The 25,272-nt window shown below is 72.0% G+C and carries 25 protein-coding genes and 1 pseudogene; 13 read left to right on the top strand and 13 right to left on the bottom strand.

The genetic code is table 11. The annotated features are described in order from the left end of the window. Window positions 1-5 precede the first annotated feature (5 nt). From CLV71_RS49280 to CLV71_RS14880, 4 genes and pseudogenes are all read right to left on the bottom strand, one after another. Window positions 6-377, bottom strand: a complete 372-nt coding sequence (locus tag CLV71_RS49280; protein ID WP_243866461.1) for a hypothetical protein — start codon at window positions 375-377, stop codon at window positions 6-8. A gap of 49 nt (window positions 378-426) precedes the next feature. Next, a pseudogene (locus CLV71_RS49275) lies at window positions 427-588 on the bottom strand (RNA polymerase sigma factor); the annotation flags it as partial. Beyond that, window positions 585-986, bottom strand: coding sequence for a YciI family protein (locus CLV71_RS14885; RefSeq protein WP_243866534.1), 402 nt, complete (start codon window positions 984-986; stop codon window positions 585-587). The pseudogene CLV71_RS49275 and the gene CLV71_RS14885, both read right to left, overlap by 4 nt. A gap of 110 nt (window positions 987-1,096) precedes the next feature. Beyond that, complete coding sequence (locus CLV71_RS14880; protein ID WP_133903350.1) at window positions 1,097-1,663, bottom strand: TIGR03086 family metal-binding protein; 567 nt, start codon at window positions 1,661-1,663, stop codon at window positions 1,097-1,099. A 64-nt stretch (window positions 1,664-1,727) separates the two neighbouring features. Here CLV71_RS14880 and CLV71_RS14875 point away from each other — a divergent pair, with 64 nt between their 5' ends. Beyond that, complete coding sequence (locus tag CLV71_RS14875; RefSeq protein ID WP_243866459.1) at window positions 1,728-2,471, top strand: helix-turn-helix domain-containing protein; 744 nt, start codon at window positions 1,728-1,730, stop codon at window positions 2,469-2,471. A 15-nt stretch (window positions 2,472-2,486) separates the two neighbouring features. Here the strand turns inward: CLV71_RS14875 and CLV71_RS14870 are convergent, their stop codons facing one another. From CLV71_RS14870 to CLV71_RS14850, 5 genes are read right to left on the bottom strand one after another with little or no spacing between them, the layout of a single operon-like run. Beyond that, window positions 2,487-3,050: a hypothetical protein gene (locus CLV71_RS14870; protein WP_133903349.1), complete on the bottom strand. Its 564-nt coding sequence runs from the start codon at window positions 3,048-3,050 to the stop codon at window positions 2,487-2,489. Then, complete coding sequence (locus tag CLV71_RS14865) at window positions 3,047-4,345, bottom strand: hypothetical protein (RefSeq protein ID WP_133903348.1); 1,299 nt, start codon at window positions 4,343-4,345, stop codon at window positions 3,047-3,049. The genes CLV71_RS14870 and CLV71_RS14865 overlap by 4 nt, the downstream gene beginning before the upstream one ends. Continuing rightward, window positions 4,342-5,118: an ABC transporter ATP-binding protein gene (locus tag CLV71_RS14860; protein WP_133903347.1), complete on the bottom strand. Its 777-nt coding sequence runs from the start codon at window positions 5,116-5,118 to the stop codon at window positions 4,342-4,344. Before CLV71_RS14860 ends, CLV71_RS14865 begins: the two co-directional genes overlap by 4 nt. A gap of 14 nt (window positions 5,119-5,132) precedes the next feature. After that, window positions 5,133-5,903: a zf-HC2 domain-containing protein gene (locus tag CLV71_RS14855; protein ID WP_133903346.1), complete on the bottom strand. Its 771-nt coding sequence runs from the start codon at window positions 5,901-5,903 to the stop codon at window positions 5,133-5,135. Further along, window positions 5,900-6,427: an RNA polymerase sigma factor gene (locus CLV71_RS14850; protein ID WP_133903345.1), complete on the bottom strand. Its 528-nt coding sequence runs from the start codon at window positions 6,425-6,427 to the stop codon at window positions 5,900-5,902. The genes CLV71_RS14855 and CLV71_RS14850 overlap by 4 nt, the downstream gene beginning before the upstream one ends. Before the next feature lie 76 nt (window positions 6,428-6,503). Between CLV71_RS14850 and CLV71_RS14845 the strand changes: the two genes are divergently transcribed. Next, the gene (locus CLV71_RS14845; protein WP_166664101.1) at window positions 6,504-7,220 is read left to right on the top strand and encodes a copper homeostasis protein CutC; all 717 of its coding nucleotides are present in this window, start codon (window positions 6,504-6,506) and stop codon (window positions 7,218-7,220) included. Here CLV71_RS14845 and CLV71_RS14840 read toward each other — a convergent pair. Further along, the gene (locus tag CLV71_RS14840; protein WP_133903343.1) at window positions 7,200-7,871 is read right to left on the bottom strand and encodes a maleylpyruvate isomerase family mycothiol-dependent enzyme; all 672 of its coding nucleotides are present in this window, start codon (window positions 7,869-7,871) and stop codon (window positions 7,200-7,202) included. The genes CLV71_RS14845 and CLV71_RS14840 overlap by 21 nt on opposite strands. A 44-nt stretch (window positions 7,872-7,915) precedes the next feature. Between CLV71_RS14840 and CLV71_RS14835 the strand changes: the two genes are divergently transcribed. The 5 genes from CLV71_RS14835 to CLV71_RS14815 are packed head-to-tail and all read left to right on the top strand — an operon-like array spanning window position 7,916 to window position 12,588. Further along, complete coding sequence (locus CLV71_RS14835; RefSeq protein ID WP_133903342.1) at window positions 7,916-8,818, top strand: MerR family transcriptional regulator; 903 nt, start codon at window positions 7,916-7,918, stop codon at window positions 8,816-8,818. A 28-nt stretch (window positions 8,819-8,846) separates the two neighbouring features. Then, complete coding sequence (locus CLV71_RS14830; RefSeq protein ID WP_133903860.1) at window positions 8,847-9,704, top strand: aminoglycoside phosphotransferase family protein; 858 nt, start codon at window positions 8,847-8,849, stop codon at window positions 9,702-9,704. A gap of 25 nt (window positions 9,705-9,729) precedes the next feature. Next, on the top strand, window positions 9,730-10,377 hold the full coding sequence (locus CLV71_RS14825) for an enoyl-CoA hydratase-related protein (protein WP_133903341.1): 648 nt from the start codon (window positions 9,730-9,732) through the stop codon (window positions 10,375-10,377). Between the two features lie 11 nt (window positions 10,378-10,388). Beyond that, window positions 10,389-10,955, top strand: coding sequence for a hypothetical protein (locus CLV71_RS14820; RefSeq protein WP_133903340.1), 567 nt, complete (start codon window positions 10,389-10,391; stop codon window positions 10,953-10,955). Window positions 10,956-10,998: 43 nt separating this feature from the next. Further along, window positions 10,999-12,588, top strand: a complete 1,590-nt coding sequence (locus tag CLV71_RS14815; protein WP_133903339.1) for an ABC-F family ATP-binding cassette domain-containing protein — start codon at window positions 10,999-11,001, stop codon at window positions 12,586-12,588. Between the two features lie 22 nt (window positions 12,589-12,610). Here CLV71_RS14815 and CLV71_RS14810 read toward each other — a convergent pair whose 3' ends face one another. Next, window positions 12,611-15,598: a family 78 glycoside hydrolase catalytic domain gene (locus tag CLV71_RS14810; RefSeq protein WP_481733814.1), complete on the bottom strand. Its 2,988-nt coding sequence runs from the start codon at window positions 15,596-15,598 to the stop codon at window positions 12,611-12,613. Between the two features lie 546 nt (window positions 15,599-16,144). On the opposite strand from CLV71_RS14810, the gene CLV71_RS14805 reads away from it, so the two are divergent. The 4 genes from CLV71_RS14805 (at window position 16,145) to CLV71_RS14790 (ending at window position 18,349) form a co-directional block, all read left to right on the top strand. Further along, on the top strand, window positions 16,145-16,501 hold the full coding sequence (locus CLV71_RS14805; protein ID WP_133903337.1) for a hypothetical protein: 357 nt from the start codon (window positions 16,145-16,147) through the stop codon (window positions 16,499-16,501). 61 nt (window positions 16,502-16,562) lie between these two features. Next, window positions 16,563-16,904, top strand: coding sequence for a hypothetical protein (locus CLV71_RS14800; RefSeq protein ID WP_133903336.1), 342 nt, complete (start codon window positions 16,563-16,565; stop codon window positions 16,902-16,904). Between the two features lie 49 nt (window positions 16,905-16,953). Beyond that, on the top strand, window positions 16,954-17,628 hold the full coding sequence (locus CLV71_RS14795; protein WP_133903335.1) for a hypothetical protein: 675 nt from the start codon (window positions 16,954-16,956) through the stop codon (window positions 17,626-17,628). A 190-nt stretch (window positions 17,629-17,818) separates the two neighbouring features. Then, complete coding sequence (locus tag CLV71_RS14790) at window positions 17,819-18,349, top strand: sigma-70 family RNA polymerase sigma factor (RefSeq protein ID WP_133903334.1); 531 nt, start codon at window positions 17,819-17,821, stop codon at window positions 18,347-18,349. Between the two features lie 101 nt (window positions 18,350-18,450). On the opposite strand, the gene CLV71_RS47640 is transcribed toward CLV71_RS14790, so the two are convergent. Together CLV71_RS47640 and CLV71_RS14780 are read right to left on the bottom strand one after the other, a co-directional pair. After that, window positions 18,451-19,206, bottom strand: a complete 756-nt coding sequence (locus CLV71_RS47640; protein ID WP_166664099.1) for a hypothetical protein — start codon at window positions 19,204-19,206, stop codon at window positions 18,451-18,453. A 450-nt stretch (window positions 19,207-19,656) separates the two neighbouring features. After that, window positions 19,657-21,516, bottom strand: a complete 1,860-nt coding sequence (locus CLV71_RS14780) for a 1-deoxy-D-xylulose-5-phosphate synthase (RefSeq protein WP_133903333.1) — start codon at window positions 21,514-21,516, stop codon at window positions 19,657-19,659. Window positions 21,517-21,963: 447 nt separating this feature from the next. Here CLV71_RS14780 and CLV71_RS14775 point away from each other — a divergent pair, with 447 nt between their 5' ends. Further along, window positions 21,964-22,761, top strand: coding sequence for a thiopeptide-type bacteriocin biosynthesis protein (locus tag CLV71_RS14775; RefSeq protein ID WP_133903332.1), 798 nt, complete (start codon window positions 21,964-21,966; stop codon window positions 22,759-22,761). Next, window positions 22,751-25,219, top strand: a complete 2,469-nt coding sequence (locus tag CLV71_RS14770) for a lantibiotic dehydratase family protein (RefSeq protein WP_243866458.1) — start codon at window positions 22,751-22,753, stop codon at window positions 25,217-25,219. Before CLV71_RS14775 ends, CLV71_RS14770 begins: the two co-directional genes overlap by 11 nt. Window positions 25,220-25,272 lie beyond the last annotated feature (53 nt).

Here is a 25,272-nt window from a genome sequence, read left to right as displayed (position 1 = left end):
CGACCTCACCCTGGCTGACCCGGACGTGCTGGCCAGGATGGATGTCGCGTTCGCGTGGCCAGGGCCGCCGCCCTCGTGTGCAGGTACCGCTGCTCCGGCAGCGAGCGGGTCAGCCCGGCGGCGAGGCGGTACTCGGCGAGGGCGCCCTCGGTGTCGCCGGACATCTCCAGCAGGTGCGCGCGCACCGCGTGCAGGCGGTGGTGGCCGGTCAGCCGCTTGTCCATCGCCAGGGCGTCCACCAGGGACAGTGCCTGCGCCGGGCCGCGGGCCATCGCGACCGCCACCGCGTGGTTCAGCGCCGTCGAGGTCGTCGGCCGGAGGTGAGGTCGGGGCGAGTGTCCAGGTGTTCTCGCGGCGCTGCCTGGCCTGCTCGGCACGCAGCAGGTCCGTCAGTCGCCGGGCCGTGACCGCGATCAGCCACGCACGCGGGTCGTCGGGGAGGCCGTCACGCGGCCACTGGGTCGCCGCCGCGATCATGGCCTCCTGGACCGCGTCCTCGGCCGTGTCGAAGTGGCCGTAGCGCCGGACGACCGCGCCGAGGGCCTGCGGCGCCAGCTCACGCAGCAGGCCCTCGATCGCGACTGTCACGCGTTCAGCTCTTCCAGACCACTCATGAGTGGCCGGACGTCGACGTACGCACGGCTGCGCACGTGCTCCGGCGCGGGGGTGTCGTCCAGCTTGGCGGCGATCTCGGTCGCGCGGTCGAAGCTCGCGACATCCACGATCGTGTAGCCGACCAGCACCTCGGCGGTCTCCGCGTACGGGCCGTCGGTGACGACGTTGCCCGCGCCGACGCGTCGCGTGTGGACCGGTGCGGCCAGGCCGGCGGCGTCGACGAACTCGCCCGACTCCACCAGCTCGCCCGTCCACCTGCCCATGAACTCACCCATCGCGGCGACCTCCTCCGGCTTCCACGCCGGGCCCGCCGCGTTCTCCTTGCCGGCCATCGCGTCGTAGTCGGCCTGGGAGGCGTAGTGCAGGATCATGTACTTCACGGTGTACTCCTTGTCTCGATGACGTTCGGCCGGGACGTCGGAGCCACCGCACCACGCTTCGACAGCTCGCGCCAGATGTGACCGGCATCACGTGAAGGATGCTACGTCCAGGCGGGGTCGCGCCCGGTCAGCCCGAGGACGCGGTCCAGCGGGGGTGCCTCGGCCGCGACGGTCACCTCCGGCCCGAACAGGCCCATCTCGCGACCCTGCTCCGCGTTGGCGGCGACCGAGGGGAGCAGGTAGGACAGTGTGTCGTCCGGCAGGTCGAGCTTCTGGCCGGTCGCGGCCGCGAGGTCCCACGCGTGCACGGCCAGCTCGGAGATGATCATGTCGCCGATGGCCGCGGCAGGCATCGTCGGCCCGACGAAACGGGTCTCGCCGGCCCATGCCGACTCCGGCGCCCACGAGGACACCATGTCGTCCAGGTCCGCGAGCAGGACCGCGTGCCAGTCACCCGACGTCAGGTCCACATCGGACTCCGTCGCGGCTGGTGGCGGCACGATCTCCTTGCGGCCTGCGGCGGCGAGCGACGGGGCCCAGAACAGCAGGTGGTTGACCAGCCCGCGTACGTCGTAGTCGGTGCAGGGCGTGCGCTCGGCGAGCTGGTCGGCGGTGATGGTCTCGGCGACGGCGGCCATGGCCCCGGCCGCGTTGGACAGATGTGACATGGCGGCGACGCTAGGGGAGCCGTACGGGCGCGGTATTGAAGAATCGCGACATAGACTCGGCCGCGTGGGGAGGGACGCCCGCGAGCTGCGGAGTGCGTGGACCAGGTACCAGCGGCACGGTTACCACGAGCCGTCGCCCGCGCTCGCGCCGTGGGTGGAGCGGTACTGGGAGGCGCGCTGGGACTACGCCGAGCCGTACCGGCAGAAGATCGTGCCGTTCCCGAACGTGCACCTGTCGTTCGGCGCGGACCGCGTGGACGTGAACGGTGTCGTCACCGGTCACCAGTACAAGGTCCTCGACGGCGCGGGCCACGTGTTCGGCGTCGCGTTCCGGCCCGGTTGCTTCCGGCCGTTCCTCGGTGCGTCGGTCTCGACCATCACCGACCGGGTGCTGCCCGCGGCCGAGGTCTTCGGCCCCGGCCTGCCGACCGACCCGGACGCGGCGGCGATCGAGGCGTTCCTGCTCGACCGCCTGCCCGCAGCCGACCCGAGGGTGACCGAGGCGGCCGACGCGGTCGCGTCGATCGTGGCCACCCCCGGGCTGACCAGGGTCGAGAAGCTCGCCGCCGAGTGCGGGACGAGCGTGCGCGGGCTGCAGCGGCTGTTCGCCGAGCACGTCGGTGTCGGGCCCAAGTGGGTGATCCGCCGCTACCGCCTGCGCGAGGTGACCGAACGCATGGCGGCAGGCGGCGAGATCGACTGGGCGGCCCTCGCGGCGGACCTCGGCTACGCCGACCAGGGCCACTTCATCCGCGACTTCAAGAACATGTTCGGCGAGCCGCCCGGCTGGTACGCGGAGCGTTACTGAGCGGAGCCGACGTCGCTACTGGGTCCTGGGTCCCCGCAGCGAGTAGACCAGCAGCCCCGTGATCCCCAGGACTCCTGCCGCGAGGCTCGCCGCCGCCGTACCGGTCGGCTGGAGCAGCCAGGTGACCAGCGGCGCGGCGGGTGGCTCGTTCGCCATCCTCGCGCCCACCGCCACCACCGTCCACGCCATCGGCACGCACCACGCGAGCCCACTGCCCAGCACGGTGACGCCCAACGCCGCCAGCCCGGTGAGCCCGATCCCGTCACGCACGACGATCTCGGTCGCGACCGGCGGCCCGGCGACGACGCCGAGGAGCACCGTCAGCCCGCCGATCGCCACCACGTGCGTGGCCCGGCGCCAGCGCCAGTCCAGCGCAGCGGTCCTTTCCAGCGCGGGGTCCTGGCCGGCCAGCCCTACCGCCGTCACCGAGGTCACCGCGACGAGCCCGAAGATCCCCAGGAGCAGCCGGAAGGAGTCCGAGTCGCCCGCCAGCACCCCGAGCACGACCACGCAGGCGATCCCGCCGACGGCCCCGGCCGCCACCTGCCGTGACCGCAGGTACAGCACCAGCAACCTCACAGCCCCGTCACCTCGCCACGGCAGAACACCGCGGCCTCCCGCAGCGCGGCCACCCGGCTCGCCTGCTCGGCGGGCGGCAGCGCACGCAGTGCCCGCCACGTGTCCTCGATGTCCGACCGCAGCCTGTCCCACACGTAGTTGATGCCGGGCACCGGTTTCAGCTCGCCGGTCAACCACCCCGCCACGATGATCCGGGCGGCGATGAGCCGATCGGAGGCCTCCCAGTCGTAGGTCAGCCCGCAGTCCGGCGCACCGACGCTGCCGAGTATCCGCGTCTCGAGTTCGTCCGGGTCCGGCAGCGGCAGCGTGAGGATGAACACCGGTGTCGCGCCGGCCGGTGCCCGCAGCCGCTCCTCCGGCACCATCTCCACGACCGAGGTCGGCGGCGACGGGAGCCTTCCCAGCAGTGTCAACGCCCTGCGGGCGGGCCCGGTGATCGCGGGCAGGTAGTCGGCGTGGGCACGCGTGACACACACCCTCGGCCCGTCGTCGTCACACACCAGTGCCCGCGCGGCCGGGTCCGCGACCACCACGCTGTCCACACCGGACAGGACGGGCACGGCGACGGCGGCGCCCAGCACGACCGGCAGCAACGCGGCGACCCGGGTCGTGGCCTTCGTCGCGAAGAGCAGCCCGAAGCCGGTCAACCCGATCCCGGTGAACCACAACGCCTGCGAGACGGTGACGGACCCGGCCACCGACGTGTGGACGCCGACCTCCAGGCCGCTGAACACGGGCGTCAGCAGCCGAGGCCAGCCGGCCTGGTCGAGGACGACCAGCCCGGCGAGCAGCGCCACGGCCAGCACCGGCGGCGCCACCAGCCACGGCACGAGCCTGCCGATGCCCGCGCCGAGCAGCGCGACGCCGACGAGGGCCAGGACCATCACGCCGGCCACCGGCAACCACCCGACCGGGAAGTAGCTCGCGGTCTTCGTCACCCGCACCCCACCGAAGACGAGCAGGACGAGGTAGCCGGCGGTGAGCGCCAGTCCCACGGCGCAGGCGGTCGGCAGCACCCGCCGCCAGGCGGTCCTCGGTGTGCTGGCGAACAGTTCCAGGACCCCGGACCGCCGCTCCCGCATGCCCTGCCACGCGCCGGCCCCCAGGACCAGCGGTAGCAGGAACAGCGAGAGGTAGCGCGTCCACTGCGCGAGCCCGATCCACTGCTCGTCCCACGGCGCGGTCGTCTTGCCCCACGGCCCGGTCGTCGAGTACAGGAGCGCGAGCGAGAGCACCGGGAGCGTGATGCCGACCACCGGCGCGGTCGAGCGACGCAGCTCGGTACGCAGGATCATCGGCTCGCCTCCCCGGCCAGCAGTGCCGAGTAGCCGCGTTCCAGCGGGCTGTCACCCGGGTCGGCGTCCGAGCCCGCGGCCTGCAGTTGCGCGGTCGTGCCCTGGAACACGACCCGGCCCGCGTCGAGCAGGACCACGTCCGTGCACGCGGCGGCCACGTCCTCGACCAGGTGCGTGGACACCACGACACACGTGTCGGTCAGCTCGCGCAGCAGCTGCCGGAACTGCATGCGCTGCGCGGGATCCAGCCCCGCGGTCGGCTCGTCGAGCAGCAGGACCGCCGGGTCGTTGACGAGTGCCTGCGCGATGCCGGCCCGCCGGACCATGCCGCCGGACAACGTCTTCATCCGGTCGTCCGCCCGGTCGGCCAGCCCGACCCGCTCGATCGCACGCTGCACCGCGCCGGGCACCTCCGCCTTCGGCATCTCCTTGAGCCATGCCATGTACTCGACGAACTCACGCACCGTGAACCGCCGGTAGAAACCGAAGTCCTGTGGCAGGTAACCGAGTCTGCGGCGAACCTCCCGCTGGCCCGCGCCACCGAGCAGCGACAGCGAGCCACCCGCGGGCCGCAGCACGGTCGCCAGTGCGCGGATGAGCGTCGTCTTGCCCGCGCCGTTGGGGCCGAGCAGGCCGTGCACGCCGTTGGCCAGCGACAGGTCCACCCCGTCCACCGCCATCCGCCGCCCGGCACGGACCCGCAGGCCCTGCGCGTGGATCTCGAACGGGTAGGTCGTCGGCGCGATCTCGGCCGCACTGACCGTGCGAGGCATTCCGTTGTCTCCCATCAGCTTTCCAGTCGGGTGTAGACGGTGGCGCGCAGCCGGACCACGGCGGCGCACACGACGGTCACGGCGGCCCAGACCCCGAGCGCGGCCGGTTCGAGCACCACCGGGACGCGTGCCGTGACGAGGCTCGGGCCGACGACGAACAGCGCCCACGCCACGACCAGTCCCACCGCCGCGCGCCGCAGGCCGACGAACCCGCCGAGCGCGAGCGTGGCCACGGTGAACGCGAGGCACGGGAGCAGCCACCGGACGGGTGAGGTCCACGTGCCGAGCGCCAGCAGCGGGATCACCACGACGAGCACCGCGAGCGTCCGGCGCAGCACCAGGTACAGCCCGGCCCTCGGTGTCGCGGCGACCAGCTCGTGTGCCGGGTCCATGCCCCTGGCCCACGCCGCCGCGACCCCCGCGACAGGCGCTACCGGCGCCAACAGCAGGGCGATCGACGGGTAGGTCCCGTCGGTCAGCCAGTCGGCGACGACGGCGGCGAGCGTCACGAGGACCGTCATGGCGAGCCACGGCGCCATGGCCGGGGTCGCCCACGTCGTGAGCCAGAGCCTTCCCCGAACGGGTGCGGGCTCGGGGGCCAGGTCGAGCCCGGCCCAGACCTGCTCGACGAGCGGCGCCACCTCGGTCGCCTCCGCCGCGAGCCTCGCCCGGCAGTCCGCACAGGACTCCAGGTGGACCTCGACCGCCCACGCGACGTCGGTCGCGAGCGCGGGATCGCCGTCCGCGTAGCGGTGCAGCAGCTCGGTGGACGCGTGCCAGGTCATGAGAGCGCCTCCCTCATCGCCAGACGGGCGCGGCGGGCCCTCGTCTTGACCGTGCCCTCCGGGACGCCGAGCAGCGTCGCCGTCTCCCGGACCGTGAGGCCGTCGACCACCATGGCCTGCAGCACGGCCCGCAGCTCCGGCGCCAGCATCCCCAGCGCAACGCCGACCTCGTCGCCGACCACGTCGGACAGGGCCTCGTCCTCCGCGGCAGGTGACGACGGCTCGGCCGTCAGTGGCGGCACGGACTCGCGGGCCCGCCGCCGGAACGCGTCCACGAGCCTGCGTGCGGCGATCGTCCACAGCCACCCCACGGCCGACCCGTCGACCGACGCGCCCGCGAACCCGCCTGCCGCACGCCACACCGCCAGGTACGTGTCCTGCATGACCTCGGCGACCAGCTGGTCGTCCGCACACCGGCGGCGCAGCCGCACCGCCAGCCAGGGCGCCGTCCGCCGGTACAGCTGCTCGAACGCCGCCCGGTCGCCTTTCGCGACCCGGCGCAGCAGCGTCTCCTCATCAGGCATGTCCGGCTAGACGATCGGCCCTGCGCGGCAGGTTCTCGGTTCGATGTGTCCTGCGTCACACTCGATACTGGTCCGCATGCGAGTGGAGATCAGCATCGAGTCGGTGCAGGGTGCGCGGGTGGCGGCGCGGGCGGGTGCCGCACGGGTCGAGCTGTGCGCAGGCCTGAGCGACGGCGGCCTCACGCCGAGCGCCGCGCTCGTCGAGGCCGCGGCCGAGCTGGTCGAGGTGCACGCCCTGATCCGCCCTCGGCCCGGCGACTTCCACTACACCCGCGACGAGCTGGACCTGATCGTCCGGGACATCGCCGTCGCCAGGGAGCACGGCGCGACCGGCGTCGTGGTCGGGGCACTGGCCGAGGACGGCACGGTGGCCGACGCCTGTGCGGCGTTCGTCGAGGCGGCGGCGGGCCTCGAGACGACGTTCCACCGGGCCGTCGACGTCAGCGCGGACTCCCTGCGTGCCGTGGACCGGCTGGCGGAGCTGGGTTTCACGCGGGTGCTGACGTCCGGCCGCCGCCGCTCCGCACTCGACGGCGCGCCACTCATCAGGGAGCTGGCCGGCCGGACGGACGTGACCGTCATGGCCTGTGGCGGGGTGCGTGCGGCGAACGCCGAGCGGGTCGTGGCGGCAACCGGAGTGCGTGACCTGCATGCCGGCCCCCGCCGCCCGACCGGCACGAGCCGGCCCGGCGACGTGTCCTACGCGGGCGTGACCGTGCCTGCCGGCCACGACCACTTCGAGACCGACGCGGACGAGGTCGCCGCGCTCTGTTCACAGTTCGTAGGTCAGTAGCTCCTCGACCAACCGCCGGTCGCCGGTGACGGAGACGTGATCGAGTGGCAACCGTCGCATGAGGACCAGCAGGAGGTCCTGAGTGGACCCGGACAGCGTCACGTCCGCATCACCGGCGCCTCGTCGCCAGTCGGGCCGGGCGATCAGCCAACCGTCGCCCGTGGACGGACGCAGCGCGATCGTGCCCGTTCGGTCGCCGCGGATCTTGGCCAGGCCCAACAGGTTCAGCGCCTCGGCGATCGTGTCCGCCGCGAGCGCGGTGCTCACCCCGAAGGGTGCGCCGACGGTGAACGCCGCGTCCGCCGTGTGCACGACCAGGTCCGAGAGCAGGCGCCGCACCCACCAGCTCGCCGGCCCCGGCCCCACCACCGTCCACACCGGCGCTTCCGCGGCCTCGACCTCGGCCAGCAGCTCGTCCGCACCGGCCAGCAACCAGTCGGTCCAGCCGTCGGGTGGTCCGGGTTCCGCGTCACGCGGGTCGGGTGCCGGGCTCGGCCCCGACCGCACGATGCCCGCCGCCCACCGCGACGCCTGGCCGATGTGCCCGACGAGGTCGCGCAGCAGCCAGTCGGGACACGCAGGCACCCGCGTCGACGGGTCGGCACCGGCGACGACCTCGGCGAAAGCCGCGGTCTGATCTCGTAGCTCCATGTCCGTACCGTAGGAACTCCAGCCGGGTGGAGGTGCAATCGACCGTGACCCAGAACACGTCCTACGGCATCGGCGACCTGTCGCTGCGGACCGGCGTGCCCGTCCGCACGATCCGCTTCTACTGCGACGAGGGCGTCCTGGAGTCCGTGCGCAGCGCGGGCGGCCACCGCCGCTTCGACGCGGGGGCGGTCGACCGGCTCACCCTCGTCCGGCGGCTGCGGGCACTCGGGCTCGGCCTGCCCGCCATCACCGACGTGCTCACCGGCCGTCGCGCACTCGCCGAGGCCATCGCGGTCGAGCGGGCGAGGACGGACGCCGAGCTGACTGCTCTCGCCTGGCGGCGGGCCGCGTTGCGGGCGGTGGAGCAGGCCGATGCCGCCGACCGTGCCGAGCGGCTCGCCCTGCTGTCCGCCGCGCACGACGGCCGCGCCGCACGCGACGAGCTGGTCGCCTTCTGGCGCCGCTTCTTCGCCGCACCGCTGCCGCCCGAGCTGTTCCACACGTTCGTGGCCATGAACGTGCCGGAACCACCCGCCGACCCGACCCCGGAGCAGGTGGTCGCGTACGCGGAGCTGGTGACGCTGACGAGTGCGCTGGCCGCGCCGTTCGTCGACCGCGCGAGAGCACACGCACACCTCGACGAGACCGCGCTGCTCACCGCCGTCGGCGCGGCGTGTGAGCTGGTGGTGCCGCTGGTAGCGGCCGGACTGCGGCCGTCGCCGGGGGCCGAGCTGGACCAGTTCGTCGACGCGCACGCGGCCGTCCGTGGCCGCCGGGACACCCCCGAGTTCCGGCGTGAGCTGCACGCCTACACGGCCCCCGACCGCGACCCCCGGATGCTCCGGTACTGGACGCTCGTCGGCGAGGTGAGCGGCGAGGCGACCACGACCGGCAGCTGGCACGGCTGGCTGCTCGACGCGCTGGAACTGTCGCTGAATCCCGCTTGACCGCTGACGGATGATCGTCGGCGTGAGGATGCATGCCGACGAGGCGGACATCGACGTGGCGCTCGTGACGCGGCTCGTCGCAGCGCAGTTCCCGGACTGGGCCGGCCTGCCCGTCGAGCCGGTCGCCTCCTCGGGCACCGACAACGCCATGTTCCGGCTCGGCGACGACCTCGCCGTCCGGCTCCCGCGCATCGCGGGAGCCGCGGGCAACGTGGCCGCCGAGCGGGAGTGGGTGCCACGGCTCGCGCCGCACCTGCCCGTCGCGGTGCCCGAACCGGTCGGCGTCGGCACCCCGACCGGCGACTACCCCTACCCGTGGACGGTCTGCCGCTGGCTCCCCGGTACGAACCCGGTCGCAGGCGAGCCTGGCCTCGCGCACGACCTCGCCGCGTTCGTCACCGCGCTGCGCCGGGTCGACCCGGCAGGCGCACCGAAGGCAGGCCGGGGGATGCCGCTGGCGACCCGCGACGCGCCGACCCGCGCGGCGATCGCGGCGTCCGAGGGCCTCGCCGACACCGCCGCGATCACCGCCGTCTGGGACGACGCCCTGCGCGTCCCGCCGAGAACCGGCCCGCAGGCCTGGGCACACGCGGACCTGTCGCCAGGCAACCTCCTGGTGCGCGACGGCAGGCTCGCCGCCGTCATCGACTGGGGTGCCGCCGGGGTCGGTGACCCGACCGTCGACCTGATCGTCGCGTGGAACCTGCTGCCCGCCGCCGAACGGCGGGCCTTCCGGGACGCGCTCGACGTCGACGACGACACCTGGCGCCGCGGCAGGGGCTGGGCGCTGTCGATCTCGGTCATCCAGCTGCCCTACTACCAGCACACCAACCCCGCGCTGGCCGCGAACTCCCGCCACGTGCTCACCGAGATCCTGGCCGACTAAGTTACCGGCCAGTACCCTCGGCGGCATGCCCACGCTCAAACGCGACGACGTGCACGTGCTCGACCTGGGTGACGGGGAGAACCGCTTCCACCCCGACTGGCTCGCCGAGGTCAACGCGGCGCTCGACCAGGTGGAAGCGGACCCGGCGCCACTCGTCACCACCGCGAGCAGCCGTATCTACTCCAACGGCCTCGACCTCGACTGGCTCGGCGGGCACGGCGACGAGCTGCAGAGCTACGTCGCGACCGTGCAGGGCCTCCTCGCCCGCATGCTGGCCTTCCCCGTCCCGACCGTCGCCGCCATCCCCGGCCACGTCTTCGCGGCGGGCGCGATGCTGGCCCTCGCCCACGACTTCCGCGTGATGCGTGCCGACCGCGGCTTCTTCTGCCTGCCGGAGGTGGACATCGACATCCCGTTCACGCCCGGCATGGCCGCCCTGATCCAGTGCAAGCTCACCCCAGCGGCGGCCCACGAGGCCATGACCACCGGCAGGCGCTTCGGCGGCGAGGCAGCCGCGGCGGCCGGCCTGGTCGACGAGGCGGTGCCCGAGGACGAGGTACTGGCCTCGGCACTGACCAGGGCCAGAGCCCTCACCGGCAAGACCCCGGGCACCCTCGCGGCCATCAAGGCGCAGATGTACGCGGGCCAGCTCGCCGCACTGCGTGAGGGATAACCTCTCGCGCCGTGAGTCCCGACATCCTGCGGCAGGAGATCGCCGCGCTCGACAGGGCCGAGTGGACGACCTGGCCGCACGCCTACGGCAGCGCCCGGGACACCCCGGGCCACCTGACCGCCCTGCTCGACGACGACCACGAGGCCCAGCGCGGGGCAGCGCGGCACTTCTCCAGCGCGATCGTGCACCAGACGTCGGTGTGGCCCGCGAGCCCGGACGCCTTCGCCTGGCTCGTCCGCGTGTTGCGTGAGCGGCCGCCGCCGGACGACATCCTCGAGGACTGCCTCGGCGCGCTCGCCGAGGCGGGCGAGTACCTGGGTGACGTGCCGACGGGCCCGGCACCGGAGCTGTCCCGCGAGGGGCGCAGGTGGCTGCGGAAATTCGGGAAGACACCGGACGACGAACACGACATCCTGTGGGAGAGGTTCCTCGGGGCCGAGGTCAACCAGGAGGTCTACGACTGGGTGCTGGCCCGCATGGCCGGGCTCCGCCCTGCCGTGGCCGACCTGGTGACCGCACTGTCCGACCGCGTGCCCACGGCGTGCGACGCGGTCCGCGCGGCCTGGTCGGTGAGGTAGCCGCTGTCGTCGAGGCCGGGAAGGGGAGCGGGATCGCGGAGGCATGTCCAAGATCGTCTGTACGAACCTGTCCTTCTCCTGGCCGGACGGCACGCCCGTGTTCAGCGACCTCTCCTTCTCCGTCGGCACGGGACGCACCGGCCTCGTCGCGCCCAACGGCGCGGGCAAGTCGACGCTGCTGCGCCTGGTCGCCGGGGAGTACGAGCCGGACAGCGGCTCCGTCACGGTCGACGGCCTGCTCGGGTACCTACCCCAGACACTGCCGCTGACCGGGTCCCTGACCGTCGCCGAGGTGCTGGAGATCGCCCCGGTCGTGGCCGCGCTGGCCGCCATCGAGGCCGGGGACGCGAGCGAGGCGCACTTCACCGCCGTCGGGAACGACTGGGACATCGAGGAACGTGCCCGAGCCCAGCTCGACCGGCTCGGCATGGGCGACCTCCCGCTCGACCGGCCGCTCGGCACCCTCAGCGGCGGCCAGGTCGTCTCGCTCGGCCTGGCCGCGCAGCTGCTGAAGCGCCCGGACGTCCTGCTGCTCGACGAGCCGACCAACAACCTCGACCGCGACGCGCGGGCGCGCCTCCACGACGTGCTCGGCTCGTGGCCGGGGTGCCTGCTGCTGGTGAGCCACGACCGGGCGCTCCTCGACCGCATGGACCGCATCGCCGAGCTGGACGCCGACGGCATCACCTTCTTCGGCGGCGACTTCTCCGCGTACGAGGTGGCCAGGCAGGCGGCACGCGAGGTCGCCGAGAAGAACTACCGCGACGCCGAGCAGGAGCTGAAGCGCGAGAAGCGGGAGCTGCAGCAGGCCCGCGAACGTGCGCAGAAGCGGGCGAGCAACGCGGCCCGCACCAACACCGACATCCCGAGGATCGTGCAGGGCGGCCTGAAACGGCGTGCCCAGGAGTCCGCGGGCCGGGCGAACGACCTGCACGGACAGCGCGTCGACGGCGCGCGGGCCAGGCTCGCCGAGGCGGACCGCGCGTTGCGGGAGGACGACACGCTCGCGCTGACCCTGCCTGCCACGACGGTGCCGGCAGGTCGCACCGTCTTCCACGGCGAGGGGCTCCGCGTGCGTGACCTGTTCACCGGGCTGACGCTCGCGATCCGGGGGCCGGAGCGGATCGCGCTGACAGGTGCCAATGGCGCGGGCAAGTCGACGCTGCTGCGGGTGATGAGCGGCGACCTGGCGCCGGAGAGCGGCGTGGTGAACCGGGCGGAAGGCAGGGTCGCGTACCTGTCGCAACGCCTCGACCTGCTGGACCTCGACCGCGGCACGCTGGAGAACCTGCGTGCGTTCGCCCCCGGGCTGGGGGAGACGGAGACGAGGCACCTGCTGGCCCGGTTCCTCTTCCCGGAGGAGCGGGCCCAGCTGCCGGTCGGTGTGCTCTCGGGTGGCGAGCGGCTGCGGGCGACGCTCCTGTGCGTGCTCCTTGCCGAGCCGCCGCCCCGGCTCCTGCTGCTGGACGAGCCGACGAACAACCTCGACCTCGTGAGCGTGGCCCAGCTGACCAGCGCGCTGAACGCCTACCAAGGCGCGTTCGTCGCGGTCAGCCACGACGACCGGTTCCTCGCCGACATCGGCGTGACGCGGTGGCTGACCCTGGCCGACGGCGAGCTGACCGAGACGTAGCGGGCGGCGTGCTCCGCCGACATCAGTCGGCCGAGGTCAGCTCGTGCGTGCCGCCGGGCAGCACCAGGGGGTTCTCGTTCGGGAGGCGGACCTCGGCCTCGGTGTTCGCGGGTACGACGACCGACAGGCGCACCCCCGTGGCCGTCTTGCGCCAGGCGCTGTGGATAGGCCCGTACGGGCCCTCCCACGACGCCGACACCTGGTCGAGCGAGGTCGGTATCAACGGCGCGATCACGAACCGCCGGTAGCCGGGCTCGACGGGACGGATGCCGGCGAGGTAGCGGTACGACCAGTCGTTGATCGCACCCATCATGAAGTGGTTCTGCGACCCGCGCCCGTCCCAGAACTCCGGCAGCGTCGTCGCGCCCGACGCCAGCATCGCGGCATAGCTCGGCGCGGTCGCGTTCAGCGCCATGGTCAGGACGGTGTCCGCGTCGCCCGCCTCGCCGAGCACGTCGAACAGGGCACGCAGGCCGACCTCGCCCGTGGACAGGTGGCCGCCCCGGTTGGCTATGTCGGCCTTCAACGCCGCCAGCACGGTCGCGCGGTGCTCGTCCGGCACCAGCCCGGCCGCCAGCGGCAGCGCGTTGCTCGACTGGCTGCCCGACCCGTAGCGCCCGGCCGCCTTGTCGAAGTACGCCGCGTTGAACGCCACGCGGATGTCGGCCGCCAGCGTCCGGTACCGCGTGGCGTCCTCGCCGACGGCGTCCGAGATCTCGGCCATGGCCGTCGCGAACCGGTGGTAGGCACTGCTCACCACGAGCCCGACCGGTGTCGACTCGTCGGCCGCGCCCCAGTCGCCGAGGCCGTAGTCGAGCAGGTGGCCGTCCGCCCGGCTCGCCAGGTAGTTCATGTAGCGGACCATCGCCTGGTAGCCGTCGCGGAGCGGCCCGACGTCGCCGTAGGTCCGGTAGTGCTTGTACGGCACCATGACCATCGCGCCGCCCCAGTTCGGGTCGTCGCGGAAGCCGCCGTCGAACACGGTGTACTCCGGCGCGATGTCCGGCACCATCCCGTTGTCCAGCTGGGCGTCACGGATGTCGCGGGCGATCGCGCGGTAGTACGAGGCCACGTCGAAGCTCGCCGCCACGGTGTCGTACAGCAGGTGGGTCTCCTCGAGCCAGCCGAGCTTCTCGCGGTGCGGGCAGTCGGTGAGCACGGAGAACATGTTGCTCGCGACCGCGCGCTCGACCAGCGTGTACACCGAGTTCAGGGTGCTGTTGGACGTCGAGATCGTGCCGACCGCGACGTTGTCGGCCCGCAGGACGTGCGCCCGCACGTCCTGCGGGGCCGGGGCCGCCGCCAGGCCGCTGATCTCCAGGTAGCGGAAGCCGTAGTACATGAAACGCGGGTGCCAGGTCGCCTCGTCGGTCGCGGGCGTGAACCGGAAGTACACCGGCTCGCCGACCTCGGACTGGGTGACGCGCCCGTTGGCGAGCTTCTCACCAGGGGTGAGCCACGCCGTCCTGCCCGCGGCACCCCGCAGGGTGACCTCCGGCCAGCCCGCGAGGTTGCGGCCCATGTCGTACAGCCACACCCCCGGCGCGACCTCGGTGCCCGTGGCCGCGCTGATCGTCTCCTTCACGCGGACGGGCGGCGGTTCCTGCGCGCTCAGCACCTCGGTCGGCGTCCCGAGGTCCTGCGCGACCCGCCAGGTCTGGTGGTTCGCGCCGGGGCCGTCCCAGCCGGGGAACTCGCGGCGGGCGTCGTAGTCCTCGCCGCCGAACCAGTTCGTGAAGGTCGTCGGGCCGGTCTCGGCCCGCCACTGCCCGTCGCTGACGACCTCGGTCCGCGTGCCGTCCGGGTGCGTGACCTCCAGCTGCACCAGGGCTTTCATGAAGCCCAGCGAGCCGGTGAACTTGGTGTAGCGGCCGGTGCCGCCCTGCACGTCCTGGATGCCGTGGCCGAGCATGACCCCGATCGTGTTGTCGCCGGTGCGCACGGCGCTCGTCACGTCGTAGGTCGAGTAGACGACCCGCTTGCGGTAGTCGGTGTACGCGGGCTCGAGCACGGCGTCGCCGACCTTGGCGCCGTTGAGCCGCAGCTCGCACACGCCGAGGCCGACCGCGTAGAGGCGTGCGCTGGTCACGGGCTTGTCGACCGTGAACGTGCGTGCCAGCAGGGGAAGTCCCGGCGGCGGCCGCCACGGCTCCGGCGCGGCCTGCCCGGTGCCGCGGAAGGCCACGGTCCAGGGATCCGACGCGGCGTTGCGGGTCTGGAGGGTGAACGACTCGGGGAAGTTGGCGACGCCGCCGTCCGGCGTGTGCGTGTCGGTGCGCGGGTAGAGCCGCACCTCGTCCGCGACGGCGCTGCCGCCGAGGTCGACCTCGACCCAGATCGAGGAGTCGAGGTCCTGCTGGTGCCGCTCGAGGCTGGTGTAGCCGCGCGGGTCGGCGTTGGAGTGCAGCGTGCCGTCGGTGAGGAACTCGGGACCCCACACGCCGGACGCGGTGTAGGCCTCGGACGCGGTGACCCGCTTCCGTTGCGAAAGCAGGGTTCCACCGCCGAACACCTGGAGCTCGGCGAGCTGCAGCCGCGAGACCGGGTCCGGCCACCCCTCCTGCAGCGGCCTGCCGAGCCGGGTGACGTCCAGCCGGAGGAACCGCGTCTGCCGCGCGGTGAACCGGATGACGAGCGGGTCCTGGATCCTCGGCACCGCGGCGGGGTCGGCGATCCAGTGCGCGTGCCAGTCGGCGTGGGCGAGCAGGCCCATCTCCCAGACGGCGTCCTTGGACCACTCGGACACCACGTCCTGCTCGTCCCACACCTGTACCCGCCAGGAGAACCGCTGCCGGGACGTGGGCGCCGGTCCGTCGTAGGGCACGTTGACGGACTGGCCGGAGACGACTTTGCCGGTGTACCAGACGACTGTTCCCGTATCGACCCGCAGCTGGTACGCCGTCTGCCGGTGGCCGCCGTCCGGCGCCCCGAGCCGCCAGCTCAGCACCGGTGTCGGATCGTCGATCCCCACCGGATCCACCAGATGGTTAACCCGCAGCCGATCGACCATCATCGTTGATACTCCCAGGCCCGACGTCGACCTTCCATCCTGACAGCCGCCCGACCGGGTGTCGAGAGTGTGCGCACAGGCGGTGTTCCGCCGTCCCGGCCGGTCGACCCGTGGTCGTACGACCGGCTGACCACGTTCCGGCGGCTCATGCGTCCCGATCTCCTTTGTGGACAGTCCATTGCGGACACACTCTACGGACCGCGTCACGGGGGCCTTCCGGTCGGGCGGGTGTGCGCGAACGGGGAGTGTCCGTTCAGGACGAGGTGCGGGGTCCTCTTCGGTCGGTTGTCGTCAGACGCCTACTCAACGGTTCGTGGCGCGAGCACCTCTGGGTAATTAACCACCCATTCGTGTCGCCGAGCGCTTCGTAGAGTCATGAGATTTGGTCGTCAACCCGCTAAGACAACATCAATGAGGGATTACACGGTTCAAAGGTATTACGGAGCTGGAATGCGGGAACTTTGCCGCGCTATGGTCTCGTCTCGGTCGAGCAAGATCGATCCGGATTATTGACCGTTGCTATCAAACGTAGGGAATCTCGACACTATGATCAAGAAGATCGGCTTTGCCACCCTCGGCGCGGCCGCCGGCATGGTGATGCTGAGCGGGTTCGCCTCTGCGGAGGGCACCCACGCCGGTGGCTTCCCCGGCGCCTCGGGCGACGACAACCAGGTCGGCCTTGTGAACGCCAACAACGTGGATGTCCTGCACAACGTCAACGTCAACGTGGGCGTCTGCGACAACACCATCGGTGTCGGGGCTGTCCAGGTGCCGGTTGACCACGCGCTCAACGGCCTCGGCCTGAACCTCCTGTCCTCCGGCACCAACACCGGCGCGAGCGCCGCGCCGGAGAGCTGTGCCGCGAACGAGAACACCGACGGCGGCACTTTCCAGTCCAAGTGATCGTTTTTCTCCCCCTCGACGGTCAGAATCCGTCGTCCACCACAGAAAGGTCTGTATTCCCGTGTTGAAGAAGGTCATCATCGGCGCAGCGGCCCTCGCCGCCGGCATGGTCCCCCTCGCTGCCGGCCAGGCGTCCGCCTCCCCGTTCACGGGCCCGGCCGACGACAACCAGGTTGGGGTCGCGAACCTCAACAACCTGGATGTCCTGCACAACGTGAACGCCAACGTCGGCGTCTGCGACAACACGATCGGCATCCTGGCTGTCCAGGTCCCGATCGAGGACGTGGCCAACGGCCTCGGCGTCTCGGCCCTGACCTCCGGCGAGAACGAGGGTCTCTCCGCTCACCCGGAGAGCTGCGCCGCCAACCACAACGTTGACGGTGGCACGCTCCAGAGCAAGTGATCTGGGTTTCGTGGGTATGAGGCAGGACCGGTCCCCGACCGGTCCTGCCTTGCTTGCTCTGGACACGATCGAAAAGGTGCCTCACATGTCAGAAGAGGACGACCTGGCGTTTCCCGTTCGGTTCCGCGGTTACGACCGCGCCGCCGTCGATCAGGAACTGTACGAGCTCCGCACCGCACTCGACTACGCCCAGGCCGAGCGAGACCGTGCCGTGGCACGGTTGCTCACGCTCGAGGCGGGCGACCACGCCAGTTCCCGCGCCTCCGTCACGGTCCAGTGGCTGATCGACACGGCGGAGCAGGACGCGCAGCAGATTCGCGACGACGCCCAACGAGCCGCCGCCGAACGCACCATGCATTCGGAAGAGCTGCTGCGCCAACGGATCGAACTGATAGAGCAGGCGCAGTACGAGGCCGACGTGTGTCGTGCGCAGGCCGCGGAAGAGGCGCGGGAGATCATCCAGAACGCGCTCGACAAGGCGAACGAGCTTCTCCAGGGTCTGCGGAACAGCGAGCAGGCCTTGAGTGAGATCTTCGACAGCGGCGTACTCGCCTACCGCATGCCGCCACCGCGTGTCTCGTCCGACGACGCGCAGACCACCGAGATGACCGCGGTCGGTCCACAGTGGCGGCGCGCCGAGCTCGAAGCGGCGCTGGAGGAGGACGACGACTCCCTCCTGCCGCCGCAGACGATGTCCCACCCGCCTGACGGTGCACAGCACTAGCGTTCACCCTTTGATGGGATGCCATCCCGCGACACCGCCCTCGGTAGAACAGCCTGCCCTGGCGCGGGGCGCTTTTGTAGAGGTACACGTCCGCGTGCTCTGCCCGGACGGCGGTTCCCACGTGTGACCGGCGGGAGCCCGACTTGAAGTGCGCTCCACCACGCGCGAAGGCAGCGAAGGTCGTGTTCCGGTGAACTGGGAGCAGATCTACAACAAGTACCGCCCCGTCATGATCGAAGTGGCCGCGCGGTGCCTCCGGGAGAGAGCGGACGTCGACGCCGCCGACGTCGTGCACGAGGTCTTCACCGCGGTGATGTGTGACCCGCCCCCGGAAGAGCCAGACTGGTACGGCTACTTCACCGGGATGATCGAGAACCTGTGCGCCGGTCGCGTCGAGTACTACTCCGCGCCCGTCAAGTCGGCCGAACAGCTCGAGAACCCCGAGGACGTCGCGGTCCGCCGTGTCGACGCCTGCGATGTGCGGCGACGGCTCCTGCGGGTGATGGCGTACATGACCGAACGGCAGTGCGAGGTCACCCGGCTGCGCCTGTTCGACGGGCTGACCGTGGGGGAGATCGCCGCAACGGTGAACACCTCGTCCTCGAACGTCTCCCAGATCGTCATCCGGTGCCTCATCAAGCTCGAGCCCGTCCTCACCCAGCTGGAGACGTTCGACCGGAAGGACCTCGAGGCCCTGCGCCCGCCGCGGCGCATGCGCTGACCGGTCCGCACTGCTCTCGATCCTCGCTCCGACAACACGTCCCAACGACGAAGGCGCCGGCTCCCTTGCCAGGGAGCCGGCGCCTTTCTCATCGTGATCTGTTACCAGCTGATGGCACCGGTGGTGACGCCGCCGGTCATGGCACCGTCAGCGCCGGCCGCCGAGAAGCCCGCGTCGTACAGCGCGGCGTTGACGCCACCGCCCCAGCCGTCGCTGTAGTTGACCGCGAGGCTCGTGATGTGACCCGCGACCGAACCGTCAGCGCCGGCACCAGCGAAGCTGGTGTCGAAGTAGGCGGCGTCACCGCTGCCCCAGTCGCCCGAGGCCGTGATGGAAGCCGCCGTGGTGGCGCCCGTCGCCGCGCCGTCGGCGCCTGCGCCGGCCCAGCCCTCGTCGTAGAAGGCGGCGTTGCCGCTGCCCCAGCCGCCGTCGTCGCCCGTGGCGTCGACGGCAGTCGTCTCGTCAGTGGTCTCCTCGGTTGCCTCCTCGGTTACCTCGTCCGTGGCCTCGTCAGTGGTCGCGTCCGTGGTCTCGACGGTCTCGTCGGGGACCGCGCGGAGGGCGCGGTCGTTGCCGATCGCCGAGTCCTGGGTGTTGCTGATCTCGGTGTTGCCGTTGCCGACCGAGTTCTCGTTGCCCACGCCGTTGATGATGAAGGACACGTGGTCGTTGTCGGTCGTCTGGTCCGCGACGTTGACGTTGTCGGGGTAGCACCAGGCGAACGGGAAGTCGCCGGACCCGGTCGCGACGAAGTCGGCCACCGTGCCCTCCGCGGACGCGGTCAGCGGTCCGATCACCATGGCGACCGGCACGGCCAGAGCCGCGAGATACATGCGACGGCCAGCAAACTTCTGCATAGATGTCTCCTTACGAAGCGATCGTGACGATCTCGGACTTCTTGCAAGTTACTACCGAATTCCGCCGACCAGTTGTCGAGTAACACTAACGGTGAACGTATCCACCCCATCGCGTCGGTTGAGTTCCGACGGTGACGGATTGCATTCCCGGTCGTGTCTTCGAAATGGGAAGTAACCTCCCTTCCGGGGGTACCGAAGCCATACTGGTGACTGTGCGGACAAGCCACACCGCAAACCGCCTGTTCCGGTGATTACAGGGTGTCGTTGACCTGGGTTCGACGAAGAGGGCGACGTGGCGGTAGAAAGCACCTTCGGGGTATTACAAGGAAGAAGGCGGCGGACACGCGACACCCTCCGACAATGCCCGCCCTGAATTCCGGTCTGCCGTGCTCCCGGCATCGGACCCACGGCCCGACCGGGTTTGACGCACGAGGCGGGATGTCGAGCCGGTCAGGCTTCCGCGAGAGCCGTGATCGTCCTGACGAGACCGGCCGCGTCGAGCCGGTGGCGGCGCAGGATGTCGGCCCGCGGGCTGTGGGGCAGGAACTCGGTAGGCAGCCCGAGCGCGTGCACCGGCGTCGGCACGCCTGCCGCCGTGACGGTCTGGGCGAGGCGGGTGCCCACGCCACCGACCACGACGTTGTCCTCGACGGAGACGACCAGCCGGTGCCGGGCCGCGAGGTCGACGAGCGCCCGGTCGGGCGGGCTCACCCACCTCGGGTCGCACACGGTCACGCCGATGCCGTGCTCGTCGAGCTTCAGCGCGGCGCGGACCCCGGTCGCCGCCAGCGGACCGACCGTGACGAGCAGGACGTCGCGCCTGCCGGTCTCGTGGAGCACGTCGACGCCACCCTCGGTGCGCAGCTCCGGCACGTCCGGCCCCGGCGTGCCCCTCGGGAACCGCAGCGCGGTGGGCCCGTCGGTCGCGACGGACTCGGCGAGGAGCCGTGCCAGCCGGGCGCCGTCGCGGGGCGCGGCGATGCGCAGTCCCGGCACGGCCTGGAGCAGCGACAGGTCCCACATGCCGTGGTGGCTCGGTCCGTCGTCGCCGGTCACCCCGGCCCGGTCGAGCACGAACGTCACCGGGAGGCCGTGCAGTGCCACGTCGAGCAGCACCTGGTCGACGGCGCGGGTGAGGAACGTCGAGTACACGGCGAGGACCGGGTGCATGCCCGCCATGGCGAGACCGGCCGCGCAGCTGACCGCGTGCTGCTCGGCGATCCCGACGTCGATGGTCCGCTCCGGGAACTCCTCGGCGAACCGGTGCAGGCCGGTCGGCCGCAGCATCGCCGCACTGAGGCAGACGAGGTCGGGCCTGTCCCTGCCGAGCCGCACGACCTCGTCGGCGAACACCGACGTCCACGCGGGCCTGGCCGGGGTGGTGGTCGAGGCCCCGGTCGGCGCGGGCGGCACGGTGTGGAGGCGGTCGACCGCGTCGGTCTCGGCCGGCTCGTGGCCCTTGCCCTTCGTCGTCACGCAGTGCACGACCACCGGACGGCACAGTGCCCGCGCCTTGCGCAGCGCGCCGTCGAGCTGGCCGAGGTCGTGGCCGTCGACCGGGCCGACGTAGGAGATGCCCAGGTTCTCGAAGACCGACAGCCGGAACCTGCCCGTCTCGCCGCGAAGCTCGGCGAGGTGGCGGCCCACCGCGCCGATGGTCGGCGCGTAGGAGCGGCCGTTGTCGTTGAGCACGATCACCACGGCCCGGTCGGACGTCGCGATGTTGTTGAGGGCCTCCCAGCACATCCCCCCGGTGAGCGCCCCGTCGCCGACCACGGCGACCACGTGCCGGTGCCGTCCCGGAGCCAGTGCGAACCCGCGGGACAGGCCGTCGGCGTAGGACAGCGCGGCGGAGGCGTGCGAGTTCTCCACGAGGTCGTGCGGTGACTCGGCGCGGCTCGGGTAGCCGGACAGGCCGCCCGGCCTGCGCAGCTGCTCGAAGTGGGGACCGCGCCCGGTGAGGAGCTTGTGCACGTAGCTCTGGTGGCCGGTGTCGAACACGATCGCGTCCTCCGGCGAGGAGAAGACGCGGTGCAGGGCGATGGTCAGCTCGACGACGCCGAGGTTGGAGCCGAGGTGGCCGCCGGTGCGGGTGACCGTCGAGACCAGCACGTCCCGGATCTCCTCGGCGAGACCGGGCAGGTCCTCCTCGGGCAGCGCACGCAGGTCGGTCACGTCACGCAGCCTGCCGAGGAGCGAGGCGGGGTAGGAGGTCGGCAGCGGGACGATCACCGAGTCCTCGACGTCCACCCGGAGCGATCTCGGTGCGCGCACGGGCCTCGCGGGTCCGGTCGGGTCGGGACTGCTCATCTTCCCACTTTCAGGAATGCGTGGCGAATCGGGCCAAATGTGGTCGTGCGGGCGATTGTGGGAACCCCCCCGGATGCCGCGCGTGCAATTGGCTGTGTCAAGGTTGATCTACACCATACGTACATGTTCCGTTAACTCAAGCGGAAACCGTACTAACCGGTGTCCGTCACTCCAACGGCTGACCCGCCGGCGCCGCCGACCCGACCGTGATCAGCCTGACCGTGACATACCACGCGTTGCCTTACCTTTTCGGCTAGCCCCAAACGCGCCCGAACGGGGGTAGTCCGTCGATACGCAGCGTGTCGACGCGACAGGTCGAAACGTCCGGTCCAGTGATTATCGCCCCGCTAAGGACGGGCATGCGGGATCTGCCTCCGTATTGTTTCGACGGCCGTCGTGCCGCCGGTGTTACGTTCGCCTCGGAATGCCGACGAATACGGGGGAAAAATGACGAGCACCCTCCGCGACGCGAAGTCCACCGACAGCTGGGTCCAGCTCGGTCTCGCGCCGTCGGCCGGGCGACCTGGGGAGTTGTTCCGTGAGCTGTCCTCCGTGGTGGACCAGTGGCGCGACCGGCGGCTCGTCGACGACTTCTTCTTCATGAGCAAGCCCCCCGGGCTGCGGGTGCGGTTCCGGCCCGCGCCGGGGCACGAGCACGTCGTCGGGGCGGCACTGGACGAGCTGGCGCGTCGCTGGTCTGCCGAGGGTCTGGTCGACGACATCGTACCGGGGGCCTACGAACCGGAGGAGCACAAGTTCGGCGGCCATGGCCCGATGCGCCACGCGCACCGGATGTTCACCGTGGACGCGACGACCTGGCTGCGGTTCCACGCCGGTCCACGTCGGACACCCGCGTGGGCGCTGTCGTTCACCATGCTGCGCCACGTGTTCGACGCGATGGGGATCGGCGGCGAGCGCGAGCACGGGGTCTGGGCGCAGGTCGTCGAGACCGGCAGAGCCCTTCCGACGGCCGTAACCGCGTCGGACGCCGTCAAGGCCGGGCTGCGTGGCTGGTGGCGGCGGTCGGACGTGCCTCGGGAGGACGAGGTCCGGCAGCTCGCCGCGACGCACGCGACGGGAGTGGCGTCACCGGCGGCCGACTGGGCGGCCTCCCTGCACGACACCGACCGCGACCGTGCCGTCGCGTGGTACGTGGTGTTCAGCTGGAACCGGGCCGGACTCAGCTTCGGCAGGCAGGCCCTGCTCACCGAGGCACTCCGCGACGGCGGCGACGATGTGCGCTGACGGCTCGTTCACCGGCCCCGCCGGACTGCTGCGCGTGGCGGCGCTGCCCGTCACGGTGCTGGCGAAGGCAGGCAACCCGGCGCTGTTCGAACGCATCCGCGGCCGCGGGCGGTCCGAAGTGGACTACGCGGGGTTCGCCGGCCGCCTCGCCGCCCGGCTGACCGCGGAGCTCGTGCCGCACCCCGAGCTGCCCGCCGCGATACGCGGCCTCGCGCTCGCGACGCGGCGCACACTGCTGCGCGGGCAACCGGTCGACGCGGTGGACTGCCGCAGGCTCGCCGTGGTCAACGCGGTCCTCGACGGCCAGGACAGCCTCACCGGCGACCTGCTCCGCGCCGCGGCGTGGTCGCGGGACCTCGTCGCGGAGGACGGGCGGCTCGCCAGGGCGATCGAGCGGGAACGGGAACGTCTCGCGACCCTGCCGTGGGAGCTGGCCACGAGCGACCCCGCGGTCCTGCGGGTCGTGGCCGACGCCGCGCCGAACCTGCCTGCCGAGATCCGGGAGCGGCTCGCCGACGACCCCGCGTGGAGCGGCAAGCGGATGCGGCAGCGCGCCGACTACCTGCTGCGCATCCTCGCCAGGGCGGCGTACAAGACCACGCCGAGGGGCTGGCTCGGGCACGTCGCGGTCGTGGGCTCCGGCCCCGGCTCCGACGGCGCGTTGCTCACCGACGCGACGGTCGGCGACTACGCCGTCCACACCGTCGGCAACATAGGCGCGCACCGGCGTGAGCTGTCCCAGGCCGACGACCTGCCGGACGCGTCGCTGTCGATGGCGGGGCTGCACTGGATCGAGGACGACCGGCTGTGCTGCTGGGTGGCGGACCCGGACACCGAGGCCGGGGTGCGGCTGGTGCGCGTGCGCAGGACACAGCCGCTCGACGTCGTCAGCCAGGCGCTCGGCGGCGGGGCGGTGCGTGCCGAGGAGATCGCCGCCCTGCTCGCGCCGGACGGCAGGGGCGCGGACGTGGTGCGCGGCTTCCTGCACCACCTCGTCCGGCTCGGGATCGTGCAGGCGTCGACCCGCCCCAGGGCCCGCCTGCGGAGCTGGAGTGCGCGGCCACGTCCGGAACAGGCCGACGGCGTGTTCGCCGGTGGTTTCGTCGACGTGTACCGGCGCGCGAGCGGTCACGTGCCCGGCGCGGCGATCGAGCGGCTCGGCGGCCTCGTGGACCAGGCCCGCCGTGTGCAGGCCGCGGTCGGCGCGGCCACGCGGCGCCACCCCGTGCTCGACACCGTCGACTCGCGACCGCGACCGGTGACCGAGCTCGTCGCGCGGTTCCTCGACGGACGCTCGTCCGAGCACACCGAGCACCACCACTCGACCTGGTCGGAGCCGGAGCCGGGCACGGCGCACCACCGGCTGTGCGAGTGGATCGCCGGGCACGCCGACCACGACCAGGTCGACCTCACCCCCGCCGTGCTGGACGACCTCGGCGTGCCGCCCGTCGAGCACCGGCCGTGGCCCACCGACTGCCTCGTGCGGCCACTGCCCTCCGGCGGGCCGTTCGCGGTGCTGGAAGGCGTGAACGCGGCGGGTGTGATCGACGCGCGGTTCGTCGACGCGTTGCGGGGCCTGCACGAGGACGTGTCGCATGTGGACGCGTACCGCGCGTTCCTCGACGCGGTGGCGGGCCGCTGCGGTGTCGAGATCGTCGAGGTGCTCGTGCCGCCCAACGGTCTCCGCTGCGCGAACGCGGTGCGCCGCCCGCGCTACACCGGTCTGTGGACCGGCGACGCCGACCCGGCCACCTACCTCGGTGACCACGGGCCGTCCGGCCGGTACCTGCCGCTCGGGCACATCACGGTCCGCCGCGACGGTGCCCGGCTGGTCGCCGAGGACCCGTCGGGACGCCCGGTGTGGCCGATCTGCCATGCGACGAGGGTGCCACCTCGCCCGTGGGACGCCGTCCTGGCGCTGCTCATGGCGACCTCGCCGGTCGGGAGGCTGGCGGCCTCGTTCGCCCCGGGTGACCCCATGACCGCGTTCCCCGCCCGGCGGCGGCTGCCCCGGCTCGTCGTCGACGGCGGCCTGGTGCTCGCGCCGCGGTCGGTCGTCGTGTCCAGGGAGGACCTGCCACGTCCCGCCGCGCCGCTCGTGGACCGGGTGCGGGCACTCGCGAGGCTGCGCGCGGAGACCGGGGCACCCCGCTGGAACTTCCTGCGTGCGCGTGGCGCGCGCAGGCCTCGGCCGGTCGACCTGGACAGCGTCGCCGCGCTCCGCGTGTTCGACCGGGTGCTGGCCGATCCGTCCGCCTCGGCGCTGGTGCTCGAGGAGATGCTGCCCGGCCCGGACGACGCGGTGGTGCGGAGCGAGGCGGGCGAGCCACTCGCCGCGCAGCTGCTCGTGCGCCTGCCGCACCGGGCGAGCCCGGACCGGCTCGCCGACGAGGTGGCGAGGGCCTGGTCGGACCTCGAACGGTCCACTGTGGATGGAGCGCCGCTCGTGGCGCGCTGACCACCCGTTGACACCACCGGGAACCGGTGGGATGCGAAGAGTCGAACCGAAGG

It is taken from the genome of Actinophytocola oryzae, from assembly GCF_004364325.1.
Lineage (GTDB): Bacteria > Actinomycetota > Actinomycetes > Mycobacteriales > Pseudonocardiaceae > Actinophytocola > Actinophytocola oryzae.
The sequence above is the reverse complement of the archived record's forward strand: the minus strand, read 5'-3'. Positions and strand labels throughout refer to the sequence as shown.